17 protein-coding genes are annotated in these 20,761 nt (G+C 64.5%); 6 read left to right on the plus strand and 11 right to left on the minus strand.

What is annotated here, in order from left to right; all coding sequences use genetic code 11:
* The 10 genes from FSY59_RS17555 to FSY59_RS17600 form a co-directional block, all read right to left on the minus strand.
* Positions 1–629, minus strand: a 629-nt coding sequence (locus FSY59_RS17555) for an electron transfer flavoprotein subunit beta/FixA family protein (protein WP_148729415.1), incomplete at its 3' end; no start/stop codon positions are given.
* Positions 630–665: 36 nt separating this feature from the next.
* Positions 666–1,640 carry a nitronate monooxygenase family protein gene (locus FSY59_RS17560; protein WP_003052176.1) on the minus strand — a complete coding sequence of 325 codons (975 nt, stop codon included), beginning with the start codon at positions 1,638–1,640 and terminating at the stop codon, positions 666–668.
* 7 nt (positions 1,641–1,647) lie between these two features.
* On the minus strand, positions 1,648–2,661 hold the full coding sequence (locus tag FSY59_RS17565) for a tripartite tricarboxylate transporter substrate binding protein (protein WP_148729416.1): 1,014 nt from the start codon (positions 2,659–2,661) through the stop codon (positions 1,648–1,650).
* 239 nt (positions 2,662–2,900) lie between these two features.
* Positions 2,901–3,917, minus strand: a complete 1,017-nt coding sequence (locus FSY59_RS17570) for a tripartite tricarboxylate transporter substrate binding protein (protein WP_148729417.1) — start codon at positions 3,915–3,917, stop codon at positions 2,901–2,903.
* Positions 3,918–4,178: 261 nt separating this feature from the next.
* Positions 4,179–5,426, minus strand: coding sequence for a CaiB/BaiF CoA-transferase family protein (locus FSY59_RS17575; protein ID WP_148729418.1), 1,248 nt, complete (start codon positions 5,424–5,426; stop codon positions 4,179–4,181).
* A gap of 39 nt (positions 5,427–5,465) precedes the next feature.
* Positions 5,466–6,257 (minus strand): oxepin-CoA hydrolase, alternative type, encoded by a 792-nt coding sequence (locus tag FSY59_RS17580; protein ID WP_148729419.1) that lies wholly within the window; start codon positions 6,255–6,257, stop codon positions 5,466–5,468.
* A 171-nt stretch (positions 6,258–6,428) separates the two neighbouring features.
* Positions 6,429–7,556: an acyl-CoA dehydrogenase family protein gene (locus tag FSY59_RS17585; protein WP_003052163.1), complete on the minus strand. Its 1,128-nt coding sequence runs from the start codon at positions 7,554–7,556 to the stop codon at positions 6,429–6,431.
* Between the two features lie 159 nt (positions 7,557–7,715).
* Positions 7,716–8,915: an acyl-CoA dehydrogenase family protein gene (locus FSY59_RS17590; RefSeq protein ID WP_043374780.1), complete on the minus strand. Its 1,200-nt coding sequence runs from the start codon at positions 8,913–8,915 to the stop codon at positions 7,716–7,718.
* A gap of 141 nt (positions 8,916–9,056) precedes the next feature.
* The gene (locus tag FSY59_RS17595) at positions 9,057–10,253 is read right to left on the minus strand and encodes an acetyl-CoA C-acyltransferase (RefSeq protein ID WP_148729420.1); all 1,197 of its coding nucleotides are present in this window, start codon (positions 10,251–10,253) and stop codon (positions 9,057–9,059) included.
* A gap of 263 nt (positions 10,254–10,516) precedes the next feature.
* Positions 10,517–12,634 (minus strand): 3-hydroxyacyl-CoA dehydrogenase NAD-binding domain-containing protein, encoded by a 2,118-nt coding sequence (locus tag FSY59_RS17600; protein WP_148729421.1) that lies wholly within the window; start codon positions 12,632–12,634, stop codon positions 10,517–10,519.
* Between the two features lie 112 nt (positions 12,635–12,746).
* On the opposite strand from FSY59_RS17600, the gene FSY59_RS17605 reads away from it, so the two are divergent.
* On the plus strand, positions 12,747–13,664 hold the full coding sequence (locus FSY59_RS17605) for a LysR family transcriptional regulator (protein WP_003052157.1): 918 nt from the start codon (positions 12,747–12,749) through the stop codon (positions 13,662–13,664).
* A 73-nt stretch (positions 13,665–13,737) separates the two neighbouring features.
* Here FSY59_RS17605 and FSY59_RS17610 read toward each other — a convergent pair whose 3' ends face one another.
* Positions 13,738–14,754, minus strand: a complete 1,017-nt coding sequence (locus FSY59_RS17610) for an AraC family transcriptional regulator (protein WP_003052155.1) — start codon at positions 14,752–14,754, stop codon at positions 13,738–13,740.
* A gap of 349 nt (positions 14,755–15,103) precedes the next feature.
* On the opposite strand from FSY59_RS17610, the gene FSY59_RS17615 reads away from it, so the two are divergent.
* The 5 genes from FSY59_RS17615 to FSY59_RS17635 all read left to right on the plus strand — a co-directional run bounded on the left by FSY59_RS17615 (position 15,104) and on the right by FSY59_RS17635 (position 20,718).
* A complete protein-coding gene (locus tag FSY59_RS17615; RefSeq protein WP_043374787.1) occupies positions 15,104–15,946 on the plus strand; it encodes a TauD/TfdA family dioxygenase in 843 nt (280 codons plus the stop codon).
* A 552-nt stretch (positions 15,947–16,498) separates the two neighbouring features.
* Positions 16,499–17,326, plus strand: a complete 828-nt coding sequence (locus FSY59_RS17620; RefSeq protein ID WP_148729422.1) for an IclR family transcriptional regulator — start codon at positions 16,499–16,501, stop codon at positions 17,324–17,326.
* Positions 17,327–17,439: 113 nt separating this feature from the next.
* Complete coding sequence (locus FSY59_RS17625; RefSeq protein ID WP_148729423.1) at positions 17,440–18,414, plus strand: tripartite tricarboxylate transporter substrate binding protein; 975 nt, start codon at positions 17,440–17,442, stop codon at positions 18,412–18,414.
* A gap of 16 nt (positions 18,415–18,430) precedes the next feature.
* The gene (locus FSY59_RS17630; RefSeq protein WP_003052147.1) at positions 18,431–19,228 is read left to right on the plus strand and encodes an SDR family NAD(P)-dependent oxidoreductase; all 798 of its coding nucleotides are present in this window, start codon (positions 18,431–18,433) and stop codon (positions 19,226–19,228) included.
* Between the two features lie 11 nt (positions 19,229–19,239).
* Complete coding sequence (locus tag FSY59_RS17635; RefSeq protein WP_255439553.1) at positions 19,240–20,718, plus strand: aldehyde dehydrogenase; 1,479 nt, start codon at positions 19,240–19,242, stop codon at positions 20,716–20,718.
* The last annotated feature ends 43 nt before the right edge of the window (positions 20,719–20,761 follow it).

Below are 20,761 nucleotides of genomic sequence, written 5' to 3' on the forward strand. Positions count from 1 at the left end.
TCCACGCCCAGGTCCTCGGGCTTGAAAGTGTCCAGCTGCTTTTTCTTGGCCTTCATGATGTTGGGCAAGGTGACGTAGCGGGGCTCGTTCAGGCGCAGGTCGGTGGTGATGACGGCGGGCGTGGACAGGGCCACGGTTTCCAGGCCACCGTCCACTTCACGGGTCACATTCACCTTGTCGCCAGCAACTTCGACCTTGGAGGCGAAGGTGGCCTGGGGCAGATCGGCCAGAGCCGCCAGCATCTGGCCGGTCTGGTTGGCGTCGTCGTCGATGGCCTGCTTGCCGCAGATGACCAGACCGGGTTGCTCCTTGTCCACCAGGGCCTTGAGCAGCTTGGCCACGGCCAGGGGCTGCAGCTCGACATCGGTCTCGACCAGAATGCCGCGGTCGGCACCGATGGCCATGGCCGTGCGCAGGGTTTCCTGGCACTGGGCCACGCCGCAGGAGACGACGATGACTTCAGTCACCACGCCTTTTTCCTTCAGGCGCACGGCTTCTTCGACGGCGATTTCGTCAAAGGGGTTCATGCTCATCTTGACGTTGGCGATGTCCACACCGGTGCCGTCCGACTTCACGCGGACCTTGACGTTGTAGTCCACGACACGTTTGACGGGTACAAGGATTTTCATGAGAAAGCTCTTTCCTGGTTTTGAAGAGTGAAAGGCTTAGCGGGCCAGGCCCGCGAGCCGCTCGTTGATCAGTGCATGGGCCTGGTCCATGATGCCGGTGATCAGCTGCGCCACCGTCGGCACATCGTGGATCAGGCCCGCGACCATGCCGCAGGACCAGACGCCTGCGTCCATGTCGCCGTCGTGCATGATGCGCGGATAGACGCCGGCCACTTCGGGCGCGATGTCGGCAAAGGTGATGGCCGCGCCCAGCTCGCGCTCCTTTTGCAGCAGGCGTTCCGTGGCGGAGTTGGTCAGCACGCGCTCGGTGTTGCGCAACGGACGCATGACCAGACGGGTGTCGAGCTCGCTGGCCGCCACGATGGCCTGCTTGACCTTATCGTGTACGGGCGCCTCCTGCGTGGCAATGAAGCGCGTGCCCATATTGATGCCTTCGGCGCCTAGCGCCAGCGCGGCCACCAGCGACCGGCCGTCGGCCATGCCGCCCGAGGCGACAAAGGGAATCTTCAGTTCTTCTGCAGCGCGCGGCAGCAGGATGAAGTTGGGGATGTCGTCCTCGCCAGGATGGCCGCCGCATTCGAAGCCGTCCACGCTGATGGCATCGCAGCCGATGGCCTCGGCCTTGAGTGCGTGACGCACCGAGGTGCACTTGTGGATCACCTTGATGCCGGCTTCCTTGAGCGCGGGCAGCCATTTCTGCGGGTTGTTGCCGGCCGTCTCGACCACCTTGACGCCGCCTTCGATGATGGCCTTGACATAGCCCGGGTAGTCGGGCGGGTTGACCGAGGGGAGAAAGGTCAGGTTGACGCCAAAAGGCTTGTCCGTCATCTCGCGGCAGCGCGCGATCTCGCGTGCCAGCAACTCGGGCGTGCGCTGGGTCAGGCCCGTGATGATGCCCAGTCCCCCGGCGTTGGAGACGGCGGCGGCCAGCTCGGCCAGGCCCACATGGTGCATGCCACCCTGGATGATGGGGTGCTCTATGCCAAAGAGTTCGGTGATGCGTGTCTTCATGTCGTTGTCACTCCACTGCAATGCCCTTGTCGCGGATCAGTTGGCCCCAGCGCGCGTAGTCCTGCTGGATGCGCTGGCCCAGCTGGGCGGGATTCTGGAAGCTGGCGATGGCGCCCGCATGGAGCAGCTTGCTCTGGACATCCTTGTCAGCCAGTATCTGCTGGACTTCAGAGGCGATGCGCTCGACCACGGCCTTGGGCGTGCCCTTGGGCGCGAGCAGACCGCCCCAGGAAACGGCGTCATAGCCCTTGATGCCCTGCTCGGCAATGGTCTTGATGTCGGGCAGCATGCTCACGCGCTGGGGCGATCCCACGGCGATGGCACGCAGCTTGCCGGCCTGGATATGAGGCAGCGCGGCCACAAGGTCGGCATACATGATGGGCACCTGACCGCCGATGGTGTCGGTGATGGCGGGCACGCCGCCCTTGTAGGGCACATGCTGCATGTCGAAGCCGGCCATCTGCTTGAGCAGCTCCATGCTCAGATGACCGAAGCTGCCGGCCCCCGAGCTGGTGTAGTTGAGCGCCGATTTCTGGGCCTTGGCGTGGGCGATCAGGCTCTTGAGATCGGTGACATCGGGCAGCAGCGCAGGGTTGACCACGATGACGATGGGCAGGTCGTAGACCGTGGCCACGGGCGCGAAATCCTTGACGGTGTCGTAGCCGGCCTTCTTGTACAGATGGGGAGCCAGCAGCGTGGGCGTAGCCAGCATCATCAGCGTGTAGCCGTCGGCCGGGCTCTTGACGACCTGCACGGCCGCGATGGAGCCCGAGGCACCGGGACGGTTTTCCACGACCACGGTCTGCTTGAGGCGCTCGCCCAGCTTCTGGCCCACGATGCGCGATGCCGTGTCGGTAGGGCCGCCTGCGGGGAACGGCACGACCAGGCGCAGCATCTTGGCGGGCCAGTCGGTCTCGGCCAGGGCGCCACCGGCCAGGCCAGCCAGCAACGGCGCGGCGGCCAGGGCCAGAACGCTGCGCCGGCTGGTGCAGGCCTGGAGTGCGGGATTGCGCTTGTGCATGAAGTCTCCTGTCAAAGCTGTCTCAGCAGTCGTCGGTGGTGGCCCACTGCCGCAGGCCGTAAAAATCAGTCATTCAGTGATCCATGGCGCTGCGCGCCACCCGCAACCTATGAAACTGTCGCGGCGCAAGCGCGGGACACCGAGCAAGAGCCGCCTCGCAGCGAGGGTGTCGCCGGCCGCCCGCATGCCCCCTTCAAGGGGGAAGGCGCGGGGCCGCCCAGGCGAAGCGACTCAGGGGGTCAATCAAGCTTGGCGCCAGCTTGCTCGACCAGCGCCTTCCAGATCGGCATATCGCGCTGGTAGTTGTCGCGGAAGGCCTGGGGGCTGTTCATCATGGGGATGAAGCCGGCACCCGTGATGCGCTCCAGCACCTTGGGGTCCTTGATGATCTCGCGCAGGTGGCCATAGAGCTGGTCCACGACCTCCCTGGGCGTGCCGGCGGGAGCGCCCATGGCCACCCAGCCGTAGATCGAATAGGCGTCGTCGGTCACTCCCTGCTCGAAGATGGTCGGCAGCCTGGGCAGGATTTCCATGCGCTCCTTGCCGGTCACGCCGATGGCTTTGAGACGGCCAGAATCGATGAAAGGCTTGGTGTTGAGCGCGCTGGAAAAGCACAGCTGCAGCTGGCCGCCGATCAGCTCCTGGATCATGGGTGCCTCGCCCTTGTAGGCGGCGTGGTTCATGTCGGCATCCATGGTCTTGCTCATATAGGCACCGGCCAGATGGGCATACGAACCCACGCCCCAGGAGCCATAGGACAGCTTGCCCTTGTGTGCTTTCACATAGGCCAGCAGCTCCTTCATATTGCTGGCAGGCACCGAAGGATGGACCACCAGCGTGACGGGCGCCGCTGCGACCTGGGTGATCAGCGCGATGTCCTTTTGCGGGTTGTAGGGCAGCTTGGTATAGAGGAACTGGTTGATCAGCATGGAGGTGCTGAGCGACAGCAGCAGCGTATGGCCGTCGGGCGCTGCCTTGGCCACGGCATCGGTGCCGAGGATGCCGGCCGCACCGGCCTTGTTGTCCACCACCACGGGCTGGCCCAGGCGCTTGGCCAGCACCTCGCCGATGGTGCGCGCCATGATGTCGGTGGCCCCCCCTGCGTTGAAGGGCACGACCACGCGGATGGGCTTGCTGGGCCATGCCGGCTTGCCGGCCTGTGCGAAGACGCTGCTGGCGCCCGTGGCCAGCAGACTGCCGCCGCCGATGGCGGCCAGTCCCTGCAGAAGCTCGCGGCGTGTGACTGGGATGCTCATGGTTTGTCTCCTATGAAGTCGCTGTCTTTGTTTGCCGTCTTGTGCGGCCTTTAAACTTGCTTTTCAGTTATTTTTGGCTCTATGAGATGTCCGCTGCCTGTGAGCCTGACACGGCCCAACGCAGCGACACCGAGCAAGGGCCTATGCCGGCCGCGCCGCCCCGCTGCGAAGGTCTCGCCGGCTGCCCGTACGCTCCCTCCCGTGAAGCGAGAGAGGGCGCCGTGCACACGGGGAAAGCCGCACAGCGGCTCAGGGGATGCTTCATGAAGGCTCCTGGGGCAGCGTGAGAACGCCCTTGGCCTGCAGGTCCTGCAATTGCGCATCATTGAGCGTCAGCAGGCGCTGCAGCACTTCGCGCGTGCCCTCACCCAGCGTGGGCGGCGCATGGCGAATGGGCAGACGCTGACCGTCCAGACGGTAGGGCGGCGCGAACACGGGCGTGGTGCCGGCCACGGGATGGGGCATGTCGCGCAGCAGGCCGCTGCGGCGCGTACGCTCGCTGGTCAGGGCTTCGTGCAGGCCGGCCACGCGGCCGCAGGGAATGCCGGCGGCCGTCAGGCGCTCCAGCAGCAGATCGCGCGGGAAGCTGCCAATCAGCTCCTTGAGCATGGGCAGCAGCTCCAGACGGTTTCTGGCACGGTTGACGTTGGTGGAAAAGCGCTGATCCTCGACGATGTCGGGACGCAGCACGACCTGGCGGCAGAATTTGTCGAACTGGCTGTTATTGCCCACCGCGATGATCAACGGCCCGTCGGCGGCCTCGTACATGCCGTAGGGCACGATGGAGGGGTGGGCATTGCCGTAGCGCTCGGGATCGTGGCCCAGCTGCAGGGCATCCAGGCCGTAGTAGCCGGTGACCGTGATGCCGCTGTCGTACAACGCCATCTCGATGAGCCGGCCCTTGCCCGTGCGCTCGCGGCGGAACAACGCTGCCAGCACGGCCTGGGCTGCATACATGCCGGTGACGAGATCCACCACGGCCACGCCGAACTTGAGCGGCGGCATGCCGGCATCGCCGTTGAGCGCCATCAGGCCCGCCTCGCCCTGGATCACCAGATCGTAGCCGGGACGCTTGGCCTCGGGACCGCTGCTGTCGTAGCCGGCCACGGCGCAATAGATCAGGTCGGGCTTGATCGCCTTGAGCTGTTCGTAGCCCAGGCCCAGCTTCTCGGCGCCGCCGGTCTTGAAGTTGTGGATTACCACGTCGAACTGGGGCAGCAGCTCGTGGACGATCTTCACGCCCTCGGGTGTCTGCAGATCCAGCGTGATGGACCGCTTGTTGCGGTTCATGCTGTTGTAGTAGGTGGTCTCGGTCTTGCCGATGCGCATGCCCCAGTCGCGCGTATCGTCGCCACGGCCCGGGTGCTCGACCTTGACCACCTCGGCGCCGAAGTCGGCCAGCACCATGCCGCACAGCGGCCCGGCGAAGACGCGCGACAGATCGAGTACCTTCACTCCTTCCAGCGGGAAGTCGATGTCCGGGTTCTGTTCGGTATTGCTGTCGGCCATGAGCCTTGTCTCCTTGAAAATCTTGGTTTTGTCGAGAGCTCAAGCACGCAATTTGTTGAAATCGGCGCTGCGCTTTTCGAGAAAGGCGGCAATGCCTTCACGGGATTCCTCGCTGCCCTGGGAGCGCACCATGTGCTGCGCCTCCAGCTCCAGCTGCTGCTCCAGCGTGTTGCGCGGTGCCTGGCGGCACAGATCCTTGATCAGGGCCATGGCCTGGTCCGGACCGGCCGCGATCTGCGCGGCCAGCGCGACGGCATCGGCCAGGGCCTGGCCGGGCTCGGCCAGCCGGTTGACGGGGCCCAGGGCGTGCAGGCGCTCGCCGCTGATGCGCTCTCCGGTCAGGCACAGCTCCGTCAGCACCTGGCGCGAGACGAACTCAGCCAGAAAGGCTGTGGCGCCGCCGTCGGGCGTCAACCCCACCTTCACATAGGCCACGGAGAACAGGCTGTTGCGGGCGGCCACCAGCATATCGCAGGCCAGAGCCAGCGACAGGCCAGCGCCGGCCGCCGCGCCTTCGACAGCAGCGATGACAGGCTTGGGGCAGTCGCGCACGGCGCGAATCAGGTCGTGCAGGCCTTCCAGTTTTTCACGGCGCTGCTCCAATGGCAGCTCCCGGCGTCCGGCCAGCTGGCGCAGATCGCCACCGGCGCAAAAATGACCGCCCTCGCCCGTGAGCACGACCGCGCCCACACTGGCGTCAGCCGCAGCATCCACCAGCGCGGTCGTGACGGCCGCGTAGAACGCGGGCGACAACGCATTGCGCGCAGCCGGGTTGTTATTGCTCAGCACCAGCACGGCACCTTCGCGGCGGGTCAGCAGGACTTCACTCATCTTCGTTCTCCAGTTTTAGGCAGCACTTCCCGTCTGTAAACGGCCCACTCCGCCAGGGACAGCCAGCAAGGGCCTACGCCGGCCGCGCCGCCCCGCAGCGAGGCTGTCGCCGGCTGCCCGTATGCCCCCTTCCAGGGGGAAGGCGCGAAGCGACTCAGGGGGTAGCTCATTTCAGCCCAAGGCCATGAAACGCGCCAGGTGATGGTCCTCGTCGCCAAACTGGTGGTCGATCATGATCAGTCGCTTGGCGTAATGCGCCAGCGGCAGCTCCCAGGTCATGCCGATGCCGCCATGCATCTGTATGCTTTCCTCGGCCACCAGGGTCCCCACGGAGCCCACGGTGTACTTGGCCGCAGACAGCATCTTCTCGCGCTGCGTGCCCTGGGCGTTGTCGATGGCATCGGCCGCATTGATGACGGTGGAACGCACCTGCTCCACCTCCAGCAGCAGATCGGCCATGCGGTGCTGCAGCGCCTGGAAGCTGCCGATGGCCACGCCGAACTGCTTGCGCGTCTGCAGATACTCCAGCGTGTTCTGCTTGGCCACATCCATGGCGCCCAGCGCCTCGGCAGCCAGCGCCAGCAACGCAAAGCCCTGAACATGCTCGAGCACGCCATGGCCCTGGCCCTCGGCACCCAGCAGCGCATCCTCGGCCAGCAGCACATTCTCGAAGATCAGCTCGGCGGCGCGGCCGCCTTCCATGCGGCTATAGCCGCGCTTGGCGATGCCGGCGGCCTTGCCGTCGACCAGGAACAGGCTGATGCCGGCAGTATCGAACATGCCGCCTGCGGTGCGCGCGGACACCAGCAGCAGATCGGCTTTTTCGCCAAAGGCGACCACGCTCTTGGCGCCGTTGAGCACCCAGCCCGTGGCGGTCCTGACCGCCGTGGTCGTGACCTTGTTGAGCTCGTAGTGGCTGCCTGGTTCGTCGTGCGCCAGAGCGGCGATCGCGCTGCCCGCGATGATGTCATCCAGCTGGCGCATCTGCGCTTCGGTGCCGGCCGCAATCAGGGCCTGGCCCACGACCAGCGCGCCCAGCAGCGGCTCGGCTACCAGGCCGCGACCCAGTGCCTCGAACACCACGCTGATGTCAAAGCCCGAGCCGCCAAAGCCGCCCACCGCTTCGGGAAACAGCGCGCCGATCGCACCCAGCTCGGCAAATTGCGCATACAGCGCGGGGCTGTGACCTTCTGCGCCATAGGCCAAATGGTTGCGCTGCTCGATGCCGTACTGCTCGGCCACAAAGCGGTTCAGGCTGTCCGCCAGCATGCGGCGGTCTTCGGTGTGTGTGAAGTTCATGACAAATTCTCTCTACCCAACAGGTCATCTATCCAGATCGCTCGGCATCACCGCTTTCGAGGGAGACACCGAGCAAGAGCCGCCTCGCAGCAAGGGTGTCGTCCCCCTTGGGGGAAGGTGCGGGGCCGCCCAGGCGAAGCGACTCAGGGGGTTACAGGTTCACAAGCCCAGAATCATCTTGGAGATGATGTTCTTCTGAATTTCGTTGGAGCCACCGAAGATCGACAGCTTGCGGTAGTTGAAGTAGTTGGCCGAGGCCGTGGCGGCTTCGTCGATGCCGCCCAGCGGCGCCTGGTCATAGCCTTCGTACTGAGCCTCGTCGATATAGGGCACGGCATACACGCCCATGGCGCGGCGGATCAGCGACAGGATCTCCTGGCGGATCTCGGTGCCGCGGATTTTCAGCATGGAGCTTTCCGCACCGGGCACGCCGCCACCGGCAACGGCAGCGATCACGCGCAGATTGGTGGTCTTCATGTTCTCCAGGTCGATCTCGACACGGGCCATGCGGGCGGCGAACAGCGGGTCCTGGTTCAGCGGCTGGCCGTTCTTGTGCACCTTGGCGGCGATGACCTTGAGCTTGGCCAGGGCCGAGATGCAAAAGCCCACGCCCGCAATGCCGGTGCGCTCGTAGGTCAGCAGATACTTGGCATAGGTCCAGCCCCTGTTTTCCTCGCCCACCAGATTTTCGACCGGCACCTTCACATCGGTGAAGAAGACTTCGTTGACTTCCTTGTCGCCGTCCAGCGTGCGGATGGGACGCAGTTCCACGCCGGGGCTGTTCATGTCCACCAGCAAAAAGCTGATGCCGGCCTGGGCCTTGGCCTCGCGGTTGGTGCGCACCAGGCAGAAGATCATGTTGGCGTGCTGGCCCTGGGTGGTCCAGGTCTTCTGGCCGTTGACGATGTAGAAGTCTCCATCGCGCACGGCCGTGGTCTTCACCGATGCCAGATCGGAGCCCGCGCCGGGCTCGGAATAGCCCTGGCACCACCAGTCCTGCCCGCTCAGAATGCGCGGCAGCCAGTACTTCTTTTGCTGCTCGCTGCCGTACTTGATCAGCACCGGCCCCAGCATGTTCACGCCGAAGGGCACGATGCGCGGGCCGCCGGCCAGCGCGCATTCGGTGTCGAAGATGAACTTCTCGACCGCTCCCCAGCCCGGACCGCCATGCTCCTGGGGCCAGTGATTCGCATACCAGCCGCGCTCGTTGAGGATGGCATGCCACTCGTCCTGATCGGCCTTGCTCAGACGCTGGCCAGCCTTGATCTTGAGCGAAATATGCGTGGGCAGCTTCTCCTTGAGAAAAGTCTGCACCTCGGCGCGAAACGCCTCTTCCTGGGGGGTGAATTGCAAATCCATTGCTATTTCCTGGTAATCCATGGCGCAGCGCACTCCGCCTTGCAAACCGCGCGGCCCACGCCAGAGACAGCGAGCAAGGGCCGCCCCGCAGCGAGGCTGTCGTCCCCCTTTGGGGGAAGGCGCGCAGCGCCTCAGGGGGTCTTAGTAAATCTCGAAGAGGCCAGCAGCACCCATGCCGCCGGCAATGCACATGGTCACCACGCCGTACTTGACCTTGGGGTTGCGAGCCTTGCGGCGCTGGCCTTCGAGCAGGATGTGGCCGGTCAGGCGTGCGCCCGTCATGCCGAAGGGGTGGCCGATGGAAATCGCGCCGCCGTTGACATTCAGACGCTCGTTGGGAATGCCCAGCTGACGCTGGCAATACAGGGCCTGCGAGGCAAAGGCTTCGTTCAGTTCCCAGAGGTCGATGTCATCCACGGTCAGTCCATGGCGCTTGAGCAGCTTGGGCACGGCAAACACGGGGCCAATGCCCATCTCGTCAGGCTCGCAGCCGGCCACGGCAAAGCCGCGGAAAGCGCCCAGGGGCTTGAGGCCCAGACGCTCTGCCAGCCTGGCTTCCATCACCACGCAGGCGCTGGAGCCGTCGGACAGCTGCGAGGCATTGCCGGCCGTGATGAAGTTGCCAGGGCCCTTCACCGGCTCCAGCTTGGCCAGCCCCTCCAGCGTGGTGCTGGTGCGGTTGCAGTTGTCCTGGGTGGCGACCACGTCGCGGTAGGTGACTTCGCCGGTTTCCTTGTTCTTCTCCATCATGCGTGTGGAGCAGGCAATGATCTCGTCCTTGAACAGATCGGCGGCCTGGGCCGCTGCCGTGCGCTGCTGGCTTTGCAGCGAGAACGCATCCTGGTCTTCACGCGTGATGCCGTAGCGCCTGGCGACCACATCGGCGGTGTCGATCATGGCCATGTACAGCTCGGGCTTGTGCTCCACCAGCCAGGGGTCCATGTCGGTGGGCAGGTTGTTGCCGGCCCGGATGCCGGAGATGGTTTCGATACCGCCGGCCAGCATCACGTCCACGCCCTCGGCCACGACGCGACCCGCCGCGATGGCGATGGATTGCAGACCCGAGGCGCAAAAACGCGTGATCGTGGTGCCGGCGATCGACAGCGGCAGCCCGGCGCGCAACACGGTCTGGCGACCCAGATTGCGGCCCTGGAAACCGTCGGGATTGCCGCAGCCCAGAATCAGATCCTCGATCATTTCGGGATCGACACCCGAGCGCTCCACCGCCGCCTTGACGGAGAAGGCAGCCAGCTGGGCGGCGGGAGTAACGTTGAACTCGCCGCGATGCGACTTGGTCAGCGGTGTGCGGGCAGTGGAAACGATAACGGCTTCACGCATGGTGCTTGTCTCTGTGAATGTTGAAAAATTATTTTGATAGCTTTATTCGCTTGTCATTCATTGTTTTCAGATACTTTTCATACTGAAACCAATACAAATCAAGCGCTAACAGCTCTTATTTTTATAAATTAACCGTAAGAACTGACGCGCTCCAACCGGCGAGACGCCGAGCAAGAGCCGCCTCGCGGCGGGGCCGCCCAGGCAAAGGCGTCGTCCCCCTTGGGCAAAGGCGCGGAGCCGCCCAGGCGCAGCGCCTCAGGGGGTTACTTGTTCAAACTCTCGAAGTTCTTTCCCTCGGCCACCAGCTTCTGCAGCAGCGGCGCAGGCTTCCAGAACAGCGCGTCTTCCTTGGCAAAGGCTTCGATATCGGCCAGCACCTTGGGAAGGCCCTGCATATCGGCCCATTTCATGGGGCCGCCGCGGTGGCGCGGAAAGCCGTAGCCGGAGATAAAGGTCACGTCCACATCCAGCGGGCGCAGCGCAATGCCCTCGCCCACCACCTTGGCGCCTTCGTTGACCATGGCGGCCATGTAGCGGCGCATGATTTCCTCGGCCGTGAACGGGCGCGGTGCCACGCCCTTCTTGGCGCGCTCGGCATCCACAATCGCCAGTACTTCGGGGTCGGGCTGACCGATGCGCGCGCCTTGTGGATAGAGATAAAAGCCGCGGCCCGTCTTCTGGCCGAACCAGCCCTGCTCGCAGATGCGGTCGGCAATCTCCACATAGCGGGCCTTGGGGTCGCGCGTGGCGGCGCGGCGCTTGCGCGTGGCCCAGCCGATATCGCCGCCGGCCAGGTCGGTGACCTGGAAGGGGCCCATGGCAAAGCCGAAGCCGCGCACGGCTTCGTCGATCTCGTAGGGGCTGGCACCGTCTTCCATCAGGTAGTCGGCGGCCTGCTTGTAGGTGGCCAGAATGCGGTTGCCGATAAAGCCGTCGCAGACGCCGGCGCGCACGGGCACCTTCTTCATCTTCTTGGCCAGCTCGAAGGCCGTGGTCACCACATCGGGGGCCACCTTGGCGGGCACGACGATCTCCAGCAGCTTCATGATGTTGGCCGGGCTGAAGAAGTGCAGACCGATCACGTCCTGCGGACGGCTGGTGACGGCGGCAATCGCGTCGATGTCCAGATACGAGGTGTTGGTGGCCAGCACGGCACCGCGCTTGCAGACGCGGTCCAGTTCCTTGAACACGGCCTTCTTGACCTCCAGGTCTTCGAAGACCGCCTCGATCACCAGATCCACATCGGCAATGTCGTCATAGCGGGTCGAGGGCGTATAGCGCGCCATGATGGCGGCCTTGGCCTCTTCGCTCATGCGGCCCTTGGCGATCAGGCCGTTGTAGACCTTCTCCACATTGGCCTGGCCGCGTGCGATGGATTCGGCATCGCGCTCAATCATGGTCACGACCAGGCCGGCATCCAGCGCAGAGACGGTGATGCCCGCGCCCATGGTGCCGCCGCCGATGATGGCAATCTTGCTGAAGGCGCGCGGCTGGGCGGCACGGGCTTCGGGAATCTTGGCCGTCTCGCGCTCGGCAAAGAAGGCGTGGATCAGGCCGGCGCGCTGCGGACTGTCGATACAGGCCAGAAACTGGGCACGCTCGAACTTCAGGCCTTCGGCAAACGGCAGATCCAGAGCGGCCTGTACGCAATCGATGATCTTCAGGGGCGAGAACAGGCCGCGCGACTTCTTGGCGGTGTCGGCACGCAGCGCATCGAGTTCCGCCTGGGCGGCGGCCTTGTCGGCCAGACGACCCGGCGTGGCGCTGACGGGACGCAGCGGCGCGCCCTGTGCCAGCAACTCACGCGCATAGGCGAGGCCCGCGACGACGGGGTCCGCGCCATCGTCCAGCTTGTCCAGCAGACCGGCTGCCAGTCCGGCCTTGGCGCCGATCTGCTGGCCGCTGAGCATCAGCTCGGTTGCGGCCTTCACCCCCATCAGGCGCGGTGCACGCTGGGTGCCGCCGGCGCCGGGCACCAGACCCAGAGAGACTTCGGGCAGACCCAGCTTCGCGCTAGGCAGCGCCAGGCGGTAATGCGCCGACATGGCGATCTCCAGACCGCCACCCAGTGCCGCGCCATGAATCACGGCCACCACGGGCTTGCAGCAGGCCTCGATACGGTTGCAGACATCGGGCAGGAAAGGCTGGACCGGAGGCTTGCCGAATTCGCGGATATCGGCACCGGCGATGAAAGCCTTGCCCTGACCCACGATGACCACGGCCTTGACCGCGGCGCTGGCATCTGCCTGCTCCATGGCCGCCATCAGACCCTGGCGCACGGCAGCGCCCAGCGCATTGACGGGAGGATTGTTGACGCTGACGAGCAGGACGTCACCGTCTTGCTTGAGTTCAACGACAGAAGTGCTGGCTTCGGCGGTCATGCGTGTCTCCTGAATCTCTTTATGGAATGGGCTTTATTTTTACGACGACAATGTTTTCTAACAATCCCATGAATCATTGACAGACTGTCAAAGAAAATTAGACAAACACGCCATGGACTCCCAATCGCTGACCCTGCTGGTCGAAATCATTGATAGCGGCAATCTCAGCCAGGCCGCGCGCAAGCTCAAGATGACGCGTGCCAATGTGAGCTATCACCTGACCCAGCTGGAAAAGGCAGCGGGCGTGCAACTGGTCAAGCGCACCACGCGCCGCGTGGAGCCCACGGAGATCGGCATGCGCCTGTATGAGCACGGGCGCAACATCCACAACGAAATGCTGGCCGCACGCGAGGCCATCACGGCGCTGGGCCAGAGCCTGCAGGGTCGCGTGGGCATCAGCGTGCCCAGCGGCTACGGCCAGATCGTGATGAGCGAATGGCTGATCGAGTTCAAGCGCCTGTACCCGGGCATCGTGCTCGATGTGCTGTTCGAGAACCGGGCCGACAATCTGCGCGACGATGTGGACATCATCGTGCGCGTGATCCAGGAGCCGCCCCTGTCCCTGGTGGCGCGCAGCATGGGCACGGTGCGCTACCTGGCCTGTGCCTCGCGCGAATACGCCCAGATCCACGGCCTGCCCAGAACCCTGCATGCCTTGCGCGCCAGCCCGCTGATCACCGCCGGCGTCACGGGACGGCAACTGCGATTGGCTGCCTACCTGGGTGCCGAACGCCACGAGGTGATGCTGGAGCCCACCATGATCTCCGAGCATTTCCCTTTTCTGCGCGACGGCATCCTGGCCGGTCTGGGTGTGGGCCTGGTGCCCGACTATGTGGTGCAGGACAAGCTGGCCACGGGCGAGGTGCTGAGCACGCTGGACGAGTACCGGCTCAGCATCTTCGGCACCCATATGTATCTGCTCTACCTGCCCAACCGGCACCAGACCAAGGCCGTGCGCACCTGTATCGATTTTCTGCTGGCCAAGGCCCAGCCTGAAGCCAGCCGGCTGGCCGTGACGCCCCAGCCCTAAGCCACCACGCAAAACGCCAGCGCGCAGGCTGGCGTCTTCATTCGGAAGGAAGTCTTGGAACGTGTTTGCGTTCTCAGGACAGCCTGCGGCTCAGATTCTGCTGACGCCAGCTGCTGGGACTTTGCTGAAAATGCTTGCTGAACCAGCGCGTGAACGAGCTGTTCTCGGCAAAGCCGGCCTGCGCTGCCGCTTCGCTCACCGACAGCTGCGGATTCTGCAGCGCACGCAGCGCGGCCTGGCTGCGCACGGCATCCAGGGTTTCCTGAAAGCTGGTGTTCTGGGTTTCGAGGTGCCGCTGCAGCGAGCGGGCCGTGTACCCAAGCGCACCGGCCACGTGGGCGATGCTGTGGCGCCCGTGGGGCAGCAGCGACTGCAAGGTGCTGCGCACCTGCTGCTCCAGCGACCGGGCCATGGGCCGCGGTGCATGGCTCTCCATCAGGCTGCGGGCGTGACCCTCCATGAGGCTGTCGTGATCGGCATCGACGGCCTCCAGATCCTCGTTGCTCACCACGATGCCATCGAAGTCCGAGCCGAACACGATCTCGCTGCCCAGCACGCGGCGATGGTTCAGGGTGCTGCCCGGTGCGCTGTGCGAGAAGTGGATGCTGGCCGGGCTCCAGTGCTTGCCCAACTGATAGCGGCACAGGCTCATCAGCGCCGTGATGCCCAGCTCCACCGGGTGGCGCCCCGGATTCTCGCGCTCGGTATCCAGGTTCAGCTGAATGATGGAATAACGCCCCTGGGTCACCACCTCGGTGCCCACGGTGGTGCTGATCATGTGGTCATAGTCCTTGAAGGTCTTGAGCATGCTGGAGAGGCTGGCCTGGTGCTGCAGCAGCAGGCTGATCGGCCCGAAGTCGGACAGACGCCAGTGCGAGCCCATGAGCAGACCCAGCGACGCCTGGCCGGCCTGGGCGGACGACGCCTCGAGCAACTGCGCAAACGCCGCTTCGGGAACCATGAGATCGGGAGAGCTCAGACAGCTGTGATCCAGCCCCACCTGGCGGAACATGCGCAGCGGGTCGATGCCGAGCTCGTTCGCCACCTTGGCGTATTTGCACAGGCTGACACTTCGGATTCGGGGCTTCATCGTGACCTGGAAAACGGTTGACCCGGGTCCTGCGCGACAGGCCCGGATTTCATGGAGGGAAACAGGACCTGGGGCAACCTGCAATTTCGGACATTGATATTTATCAATATCAGAATGACTGGTCAATCGATGGATACCAGTAGATCACGACCGTTGGAAGCGCCCGGCATGCCGATGCCCCCGACTCATGACGCTCTCTGTCGCTGCCTAGGGTTTTCCTTGGACCCACCCAAGAGGGCAACAAGCTGACGCGATCGGTCAAGCCCCGGTGCTGTTGCTGCGCCGAGAATTTTTCCATCAGACGGCGGCGCCCAGCATCAAGGCCTTGCCGGGAACTTAGGAGAAGACCATGAAAGTCGAACAACTGACCTGCAGCATCGGTGCTGAGGTTTCCGACATCCACCTCGGCGACGCGTCCCGAGACAAGGGCCTGGCCGAGGAGATTCGCGCCCTGCTGCTGCAGCACAAGGTGCTGTTCTTCCGCGATCAGGACATCACGCGGGCCGAGCATGTGGGCTTTGCCCGCCACTTCGGCGATCTGGAAGACCACCCCGTGGCCGGCAGCGACCCCGAGCACCCCGGCCTGGTGCAGATCTACCGCAGCGAAAAGCGCGAAAACTACGAGAACACCTATCACAGCGACGGCCAGTGGCGCGAGAACCCGACCATGGGCTGCGTGCTGCGCTGCATCGAAGGCCCGGCCGTCGGCGGCGACACCATCTGGGTCAATATGGCCGAGGCCTACCGCAACCTGCCCGAGGACATCAAGCTGAAGATCGACGGCCTCAAGGCCAAGTCCAGCATCGAGCATGGCTTCGGTGCCGTCATGCCCGAAGACAAGCGCCTGGAGCTGGGCCGCCAGCATCCTCCGGTCGAGCATCCCGTGGTGCGTACCCACCCCGAAACCGGCGAGAAAGTTCTCTACGTCTGCAGCTTCACCACCCACTTTGCCAACTACCACACGCCCGAGAACGTGCGCTACGGCCAGGACAAGACGCCCGGCGCCAGCATGCTGCTGAACTATCTGATCAGCCAGGCAGCCATCCCCGAGTACCAGGTGCGCTTTCGCTGGAAGCCCGGCAGCGTCGCCATGTGGGACAACCGCTGCACCCAGCATTACGCCGTGCAGGACTACTGGCCCGCGGCGCGCAAGATGGAGCGTGCAGCCATCATCGGCGACAAGCCTTTCTAAACAACCATTGCCGGCCAGCACCGCCGCACTCCGGCCCCGTCCTGTGCCCGGCCAGGGTGCAAGGCACAGGCAGAATCCCTGACGCCTTATAAAAACAGTAGCTGCTATCACCTGACTGTCCCTGAATAGACCGCTGAAGCTGCCTGAAACGCTTTGAAAAAAAGCCCAGACAGCTATTTTTTCTTCATCCCTCGGCTGCATGAAGCGAGGGATCACGCCTGCAGCCTTCGCTCCCGCGAAGCCGGGCTTTGCCGGCCGGCCTTTGCACAGCCCTTGCTGCGCGGGCGTGCCGGGCGCAAAAAACCGGGAATATGCGGACGCTGGAGCGTCGTGTCGACCGGGCGCCATCGCCATCCAGGCCGGCGGTCTGGACGAACCGCTTTGGTCCGCGATGCACGGCCACTTCGGTCCAGACCTTCCACGGGCGCATGGACTGCGCACAGTTGGATCGGGCCAGCCTGCCTAGGGCAGGCCATATGGTTGTTTCGCTCTGTCTCAGATAGAGTCTGAAGCCCGCAAGCTGCCCAGGAAAGGCTGGTCGATTCAGTGCTCATGAACACGCATGACAGCATCAAGCAGGATCCGAACTTCGTCCATTCCCTGGCCAAGGGTCTGGAAATTCTGTCTGCTTTTTCCGAAGGTGAAATGCTGGGAAATCAGCAACTGGTCTCACTCACCGGAATGCCCAAAGCCACGGTTTCCCGGCTGACGTCGACGCTCACGGCCATGGGATATCTGCGCGTGGACCCCAGAACACGCAAACTGCTCATGGGATCTCGGTTGCTGGGCATGGGCGTCAGCGTGCAGCGAAAAATCGGCTTGCAGCGCCTGGCCAGACCCTTGCTGGAGCGACTGAGTGCGGACACCGGGCTCTCCCTGACCATGGGCACCAGAGATCGCCTGGGCTTGGTGGTATTGGAGGCCATACGACCACCTGCCGAAACTCGATTGGTCACCAATGTCGATGCCGGCACCGTGCTGCCGATTGCCGAGACCGCAATCGGGCTCGCCTATATCGTTGCCGCTCCGCTCAGAGAGCAGACCAGCCTCCTGAAAGCACTCAGCCAGCGCTTTGCGCAGGACTGGCCCCTGCTTCGGGAGCGCATCGAAACAGCACATGCCGAGTACGCTCGCTACGGATTCATTACGACACAGCGCTCCTGGAATCGTGATGTGAACGGGGTTGCGATCCCGTTTTTCTCTACTCCGCGCAACACCTTGTATGTCTTCAATTTTGCGGGCCCTGCCACGCGGATGCCATTGAAGCACATGCGCAGGGAACTCGGCCCGCTGCTGCTGCAGCTGGAGCAGGAGTTGCGTGAAGCCATGAAGCGCTCTCCTGGTCCACGGCTGGCTCCTCCCGAAATCTATGAACCATGAAGAGTTCCACATTCCGGAACCACAACTGCTACCGGGTTTGAGGTAGCGCAATAGCTCTCGAGAATCTCCATCAAGAGGCATTGGCAAGAACGCCAAGCCCAAGGAGATCCGAGATGCCAACTCTCTTCGACCGACGCAGACTGCTCGCTTCAGGCCTGCTCCTCCTGGTCACGGCGCTGCATGCAGACGAGATCAATTACCCCAGCCGTCCCATCACGCTGGTCGTGCCTTATCCCGCAGGTGGCAATGGCGACAACATCGCCCGGGTCTTCGCCAAGAAGCTCTCCGACCTGTGGAGCGCCCCCGTGGTGGTTGACAACAGGCCCGGGGCCTCCGGGACCATAGGCGCGGGCCAGGTACACCGCGCTGCCCCCGACGGCTACACACTGCTGCTCACGGTGACCACGCAGCTATCCAGCCGCGTTCCCGGCATCAAGACCAGCTACAACGCCACGCAGGACTTTGTTCCCATCGCGGGTCTGACCATCGCCCCCTTGGCCTTCGTGGTGCCTGCGCGCCTGGGCGTCAAAAGCATGCTGGAGCTGGAGGCGCTGGCGCGCCAGCGAATGCTGTCCTACGGCTCCTACGGCGTCTCCACCTCCACGCATATCGTTCAGCACCTGCTGCTGGCGCAGATGAAGGCCAAGGATCCCGTGCACGTGCCCTACAAGGGTGAGAGCCCGATGGTGGCCGACATGCTCGGCGGGCAGATCGACATGGGCCTGGTGGGCATAGGCCAGGCACGCGAGATGGAGAAGTCCGGCCGCATGCGCACCCTGGCCGTGCTGGGCACGCAGCGCAGCGAGTTCCTGCCCAAGGTGGCCACGCTCTCGGAGCAGGGCTATCAGCAGATGGACTGGGCCTACGGCACCGCCTTATACGGCTCCGCGCGCCTGCCGCCGGAGGTACTGGGCAGGCTGCAGGAGGCGGGCAAGACCATCATGGCCGACCCCGATACGCAGGCGCAGTACCGCAACCAGTCCAACCAGCCCTGGGTGAACGCCACGGTCGATGAATTGCGCCAGCGATTGGTGACGGATACGAACAACTGGAACAAGGTGCTGGCCTCCGTCGGCGCCCTGGAATGACAAGGAAAGCCACGACATGACCTCTGCAGAACCCACACTTCCCTGCTTCACCCCCCTGTCCGGCCAACGCCTGCTCGTGGTCGGCGGCTGTGGCGGCATGGGCCGCGCGCTGGTGCATGCCGCCTTGGCGCTTGGCCTGCGCGTGACGGTGCTCGACATCGAGCGCTCCCTCGCTCAGTTCCCGCCGCCGCCAGGCGTACTCGCTCTCGCCTGCGATGTGACGCAGGAAACCTCGGTGCAGGCCGCGTTCGCGCAGGTCGCCCGACGTTGGGGGGGCGTCGATGCGCTGGCCAACCTGGCTGGCTACACCGGCGAGCGCGTGCGCGTGGAGGATATGTCCGCCGCCGAGTGGGACGACATCGTCAACACCGACCTGCGCGGCATGTTTCTCGTGGCACGCGCCTGCGCCCCATTACTGAGGGCCTCGGCCGCGCAGGGCCGCGCACCGGCGGCGGTGCTGGTGTCCTCTACCTTCGGCGTGCGCGTTCCACACGTGGGCTACGGACCCTACGCAGCGTCAAAGGCGGGCGTCATCAACCTGGTGCGCGCGCTCGCCACCGAGTGGGCGCCCGGGATCCGCGTCAACGGCATAGCGCCCGGCGTGATCGACACCGCCTTCCTCCAGGGCGGCACCGGTCGCGCGGTAAAGCAGACCGGACTGGACATGGAGCACTTCGTGCAGGGCGTTGCGCTGCAGCGCCTGGGCAGGGCCGAAGAGATCGCACACGCCCTGCTGTATCTGCTGAGTCACGCCGCCAGCTACATCACCGGCCAGACCGTGCATGTCAACGGCGGCACCCACATGGCAGCTTGAAGGATCGCAACGTGAAAACCATCACCAGCTACATCGGCGGCCAGTGGCAGCCCTCCGGCAGCCAGTTGCTGCCCATCGTCAACCCTGCCACCGAGGAAGTCGTGGCTCAGCTATCCGAAGCCGATGCTGGCGAAACCGGTGCCGCTGTGGCCGCCGCGCAGGCCAGCTGGAAAAGCGGTGTCTGGGCGAAGCAGGGCTCGGCAGACAAGCGCCGCGTATTCCACCGCATCTGCGAGCTGACCCTGAGGCACCTGGACGAGCTGGCCCAGCTCGAATGTCTCAACAGCGGCCTGCCAATGCACTACCTGAACCACCGGCAGCTGCCGCGCATCGTGCGCAATTTCGGCTTCTTCGCAGACTGGCTCTCGCAGAACGTGGAAAAGGCCGGCATGAGCGATCAGGACTATCTGCGCTTCGTACTGCGCGAGCCCGCAGGCGTGGCCGCGCTCATCTCGCCGTGGAACGCGCCGCTGGCCCTGGCCTCCACCAAGATCGCGGCAGCGCTGGCCTTTGGCAACAGCTGTGTGGTCAAGACCGCCGAAACCACACCGCTGGCCGTGGCGCGCTTCATGGACATACTGGCCGAGGCCGGCGTGCCACCGGGCGTGGTCAACATGGTCAACGGTCGCGGCCACATAACAGGCGACGCGCTGGTGCGCCATCCCGCCGTGCGCGTGGTGTCCTTCACCGGCGGCACGCAGACGGGTCGCGCCATCGCCGCAGCAGCCGCTCCTGGCCTCAAGCGCGTGGACCTGGAGCTGGGCGGCAAGTCGGCCAACATCGTCACCGAGACGGCGAATCTGGACGACGCACTGGACGGCGCCCTGACCTCCATCTATACCAACAACGGCCAGCAGTGCTTTGCCGGCTCACGCATCCTGGTGCAGCGCTCGATCGCAGACGATTTCGTCGCCCGCTTTGTGCAGCGCGCCCGCGCCATCCGCGTGGGCGACCCGCTGGATACACGCAACGAACTGGGCCCCCTGTCTAACGCCGCACACTACAGCCGCGTGCGCTCCTTCGTGGACATCGCACTGCAGGAAGGCGGCACGCTGCTGTGCGGCGGCAAGCGCCCCGCAGGCATAGGCAACAAGGGGTACTACCTGGAGCCCACAGCCGTGCTCATGCCTCACAACCGCACGCGTGCTTGCCAGGAGGAAATCTTCGGCCCCTTCGCCACCTTGCAGATTTTCGACGACTTCGACGAGGCTCTGGCCATCGCCAACGACTCGGAGTTCGGCCTGGTGTCCTACCTCTGGAGCAACGACCTGAGCCAGACCCAGCGCGCCGTGTGCGAAATAGAGGCCGGCGTGGTGCTGGTGAACACCCCCATGATTCTTGATCTGCGCTTTCCCTTCGGTGGCTACAAGAACTCCGGTCTGGGGCGCGAGGGCATCGACGGCATGCGCCACTTCTACACCGAGGAAAAGACGGTGACCCTGGCGCTCAAGCGTCCGGCCATGACCCGCCTCGGTGCGGACGCGGACTGAAGTCCACGGCCCAGGCCAAGAACGTCTCGCTCGCTCTCTTTTA

It is taken from the genome of Comamonas sp. Z3 (assembly GCF_008121565.1).
GTDB lineage: Bacteria > Pseudomonadota > Gammaproteobacteria > Burkholderiales > Burkholderiaceae_C > Comamonas > Comamonas brasiliensis.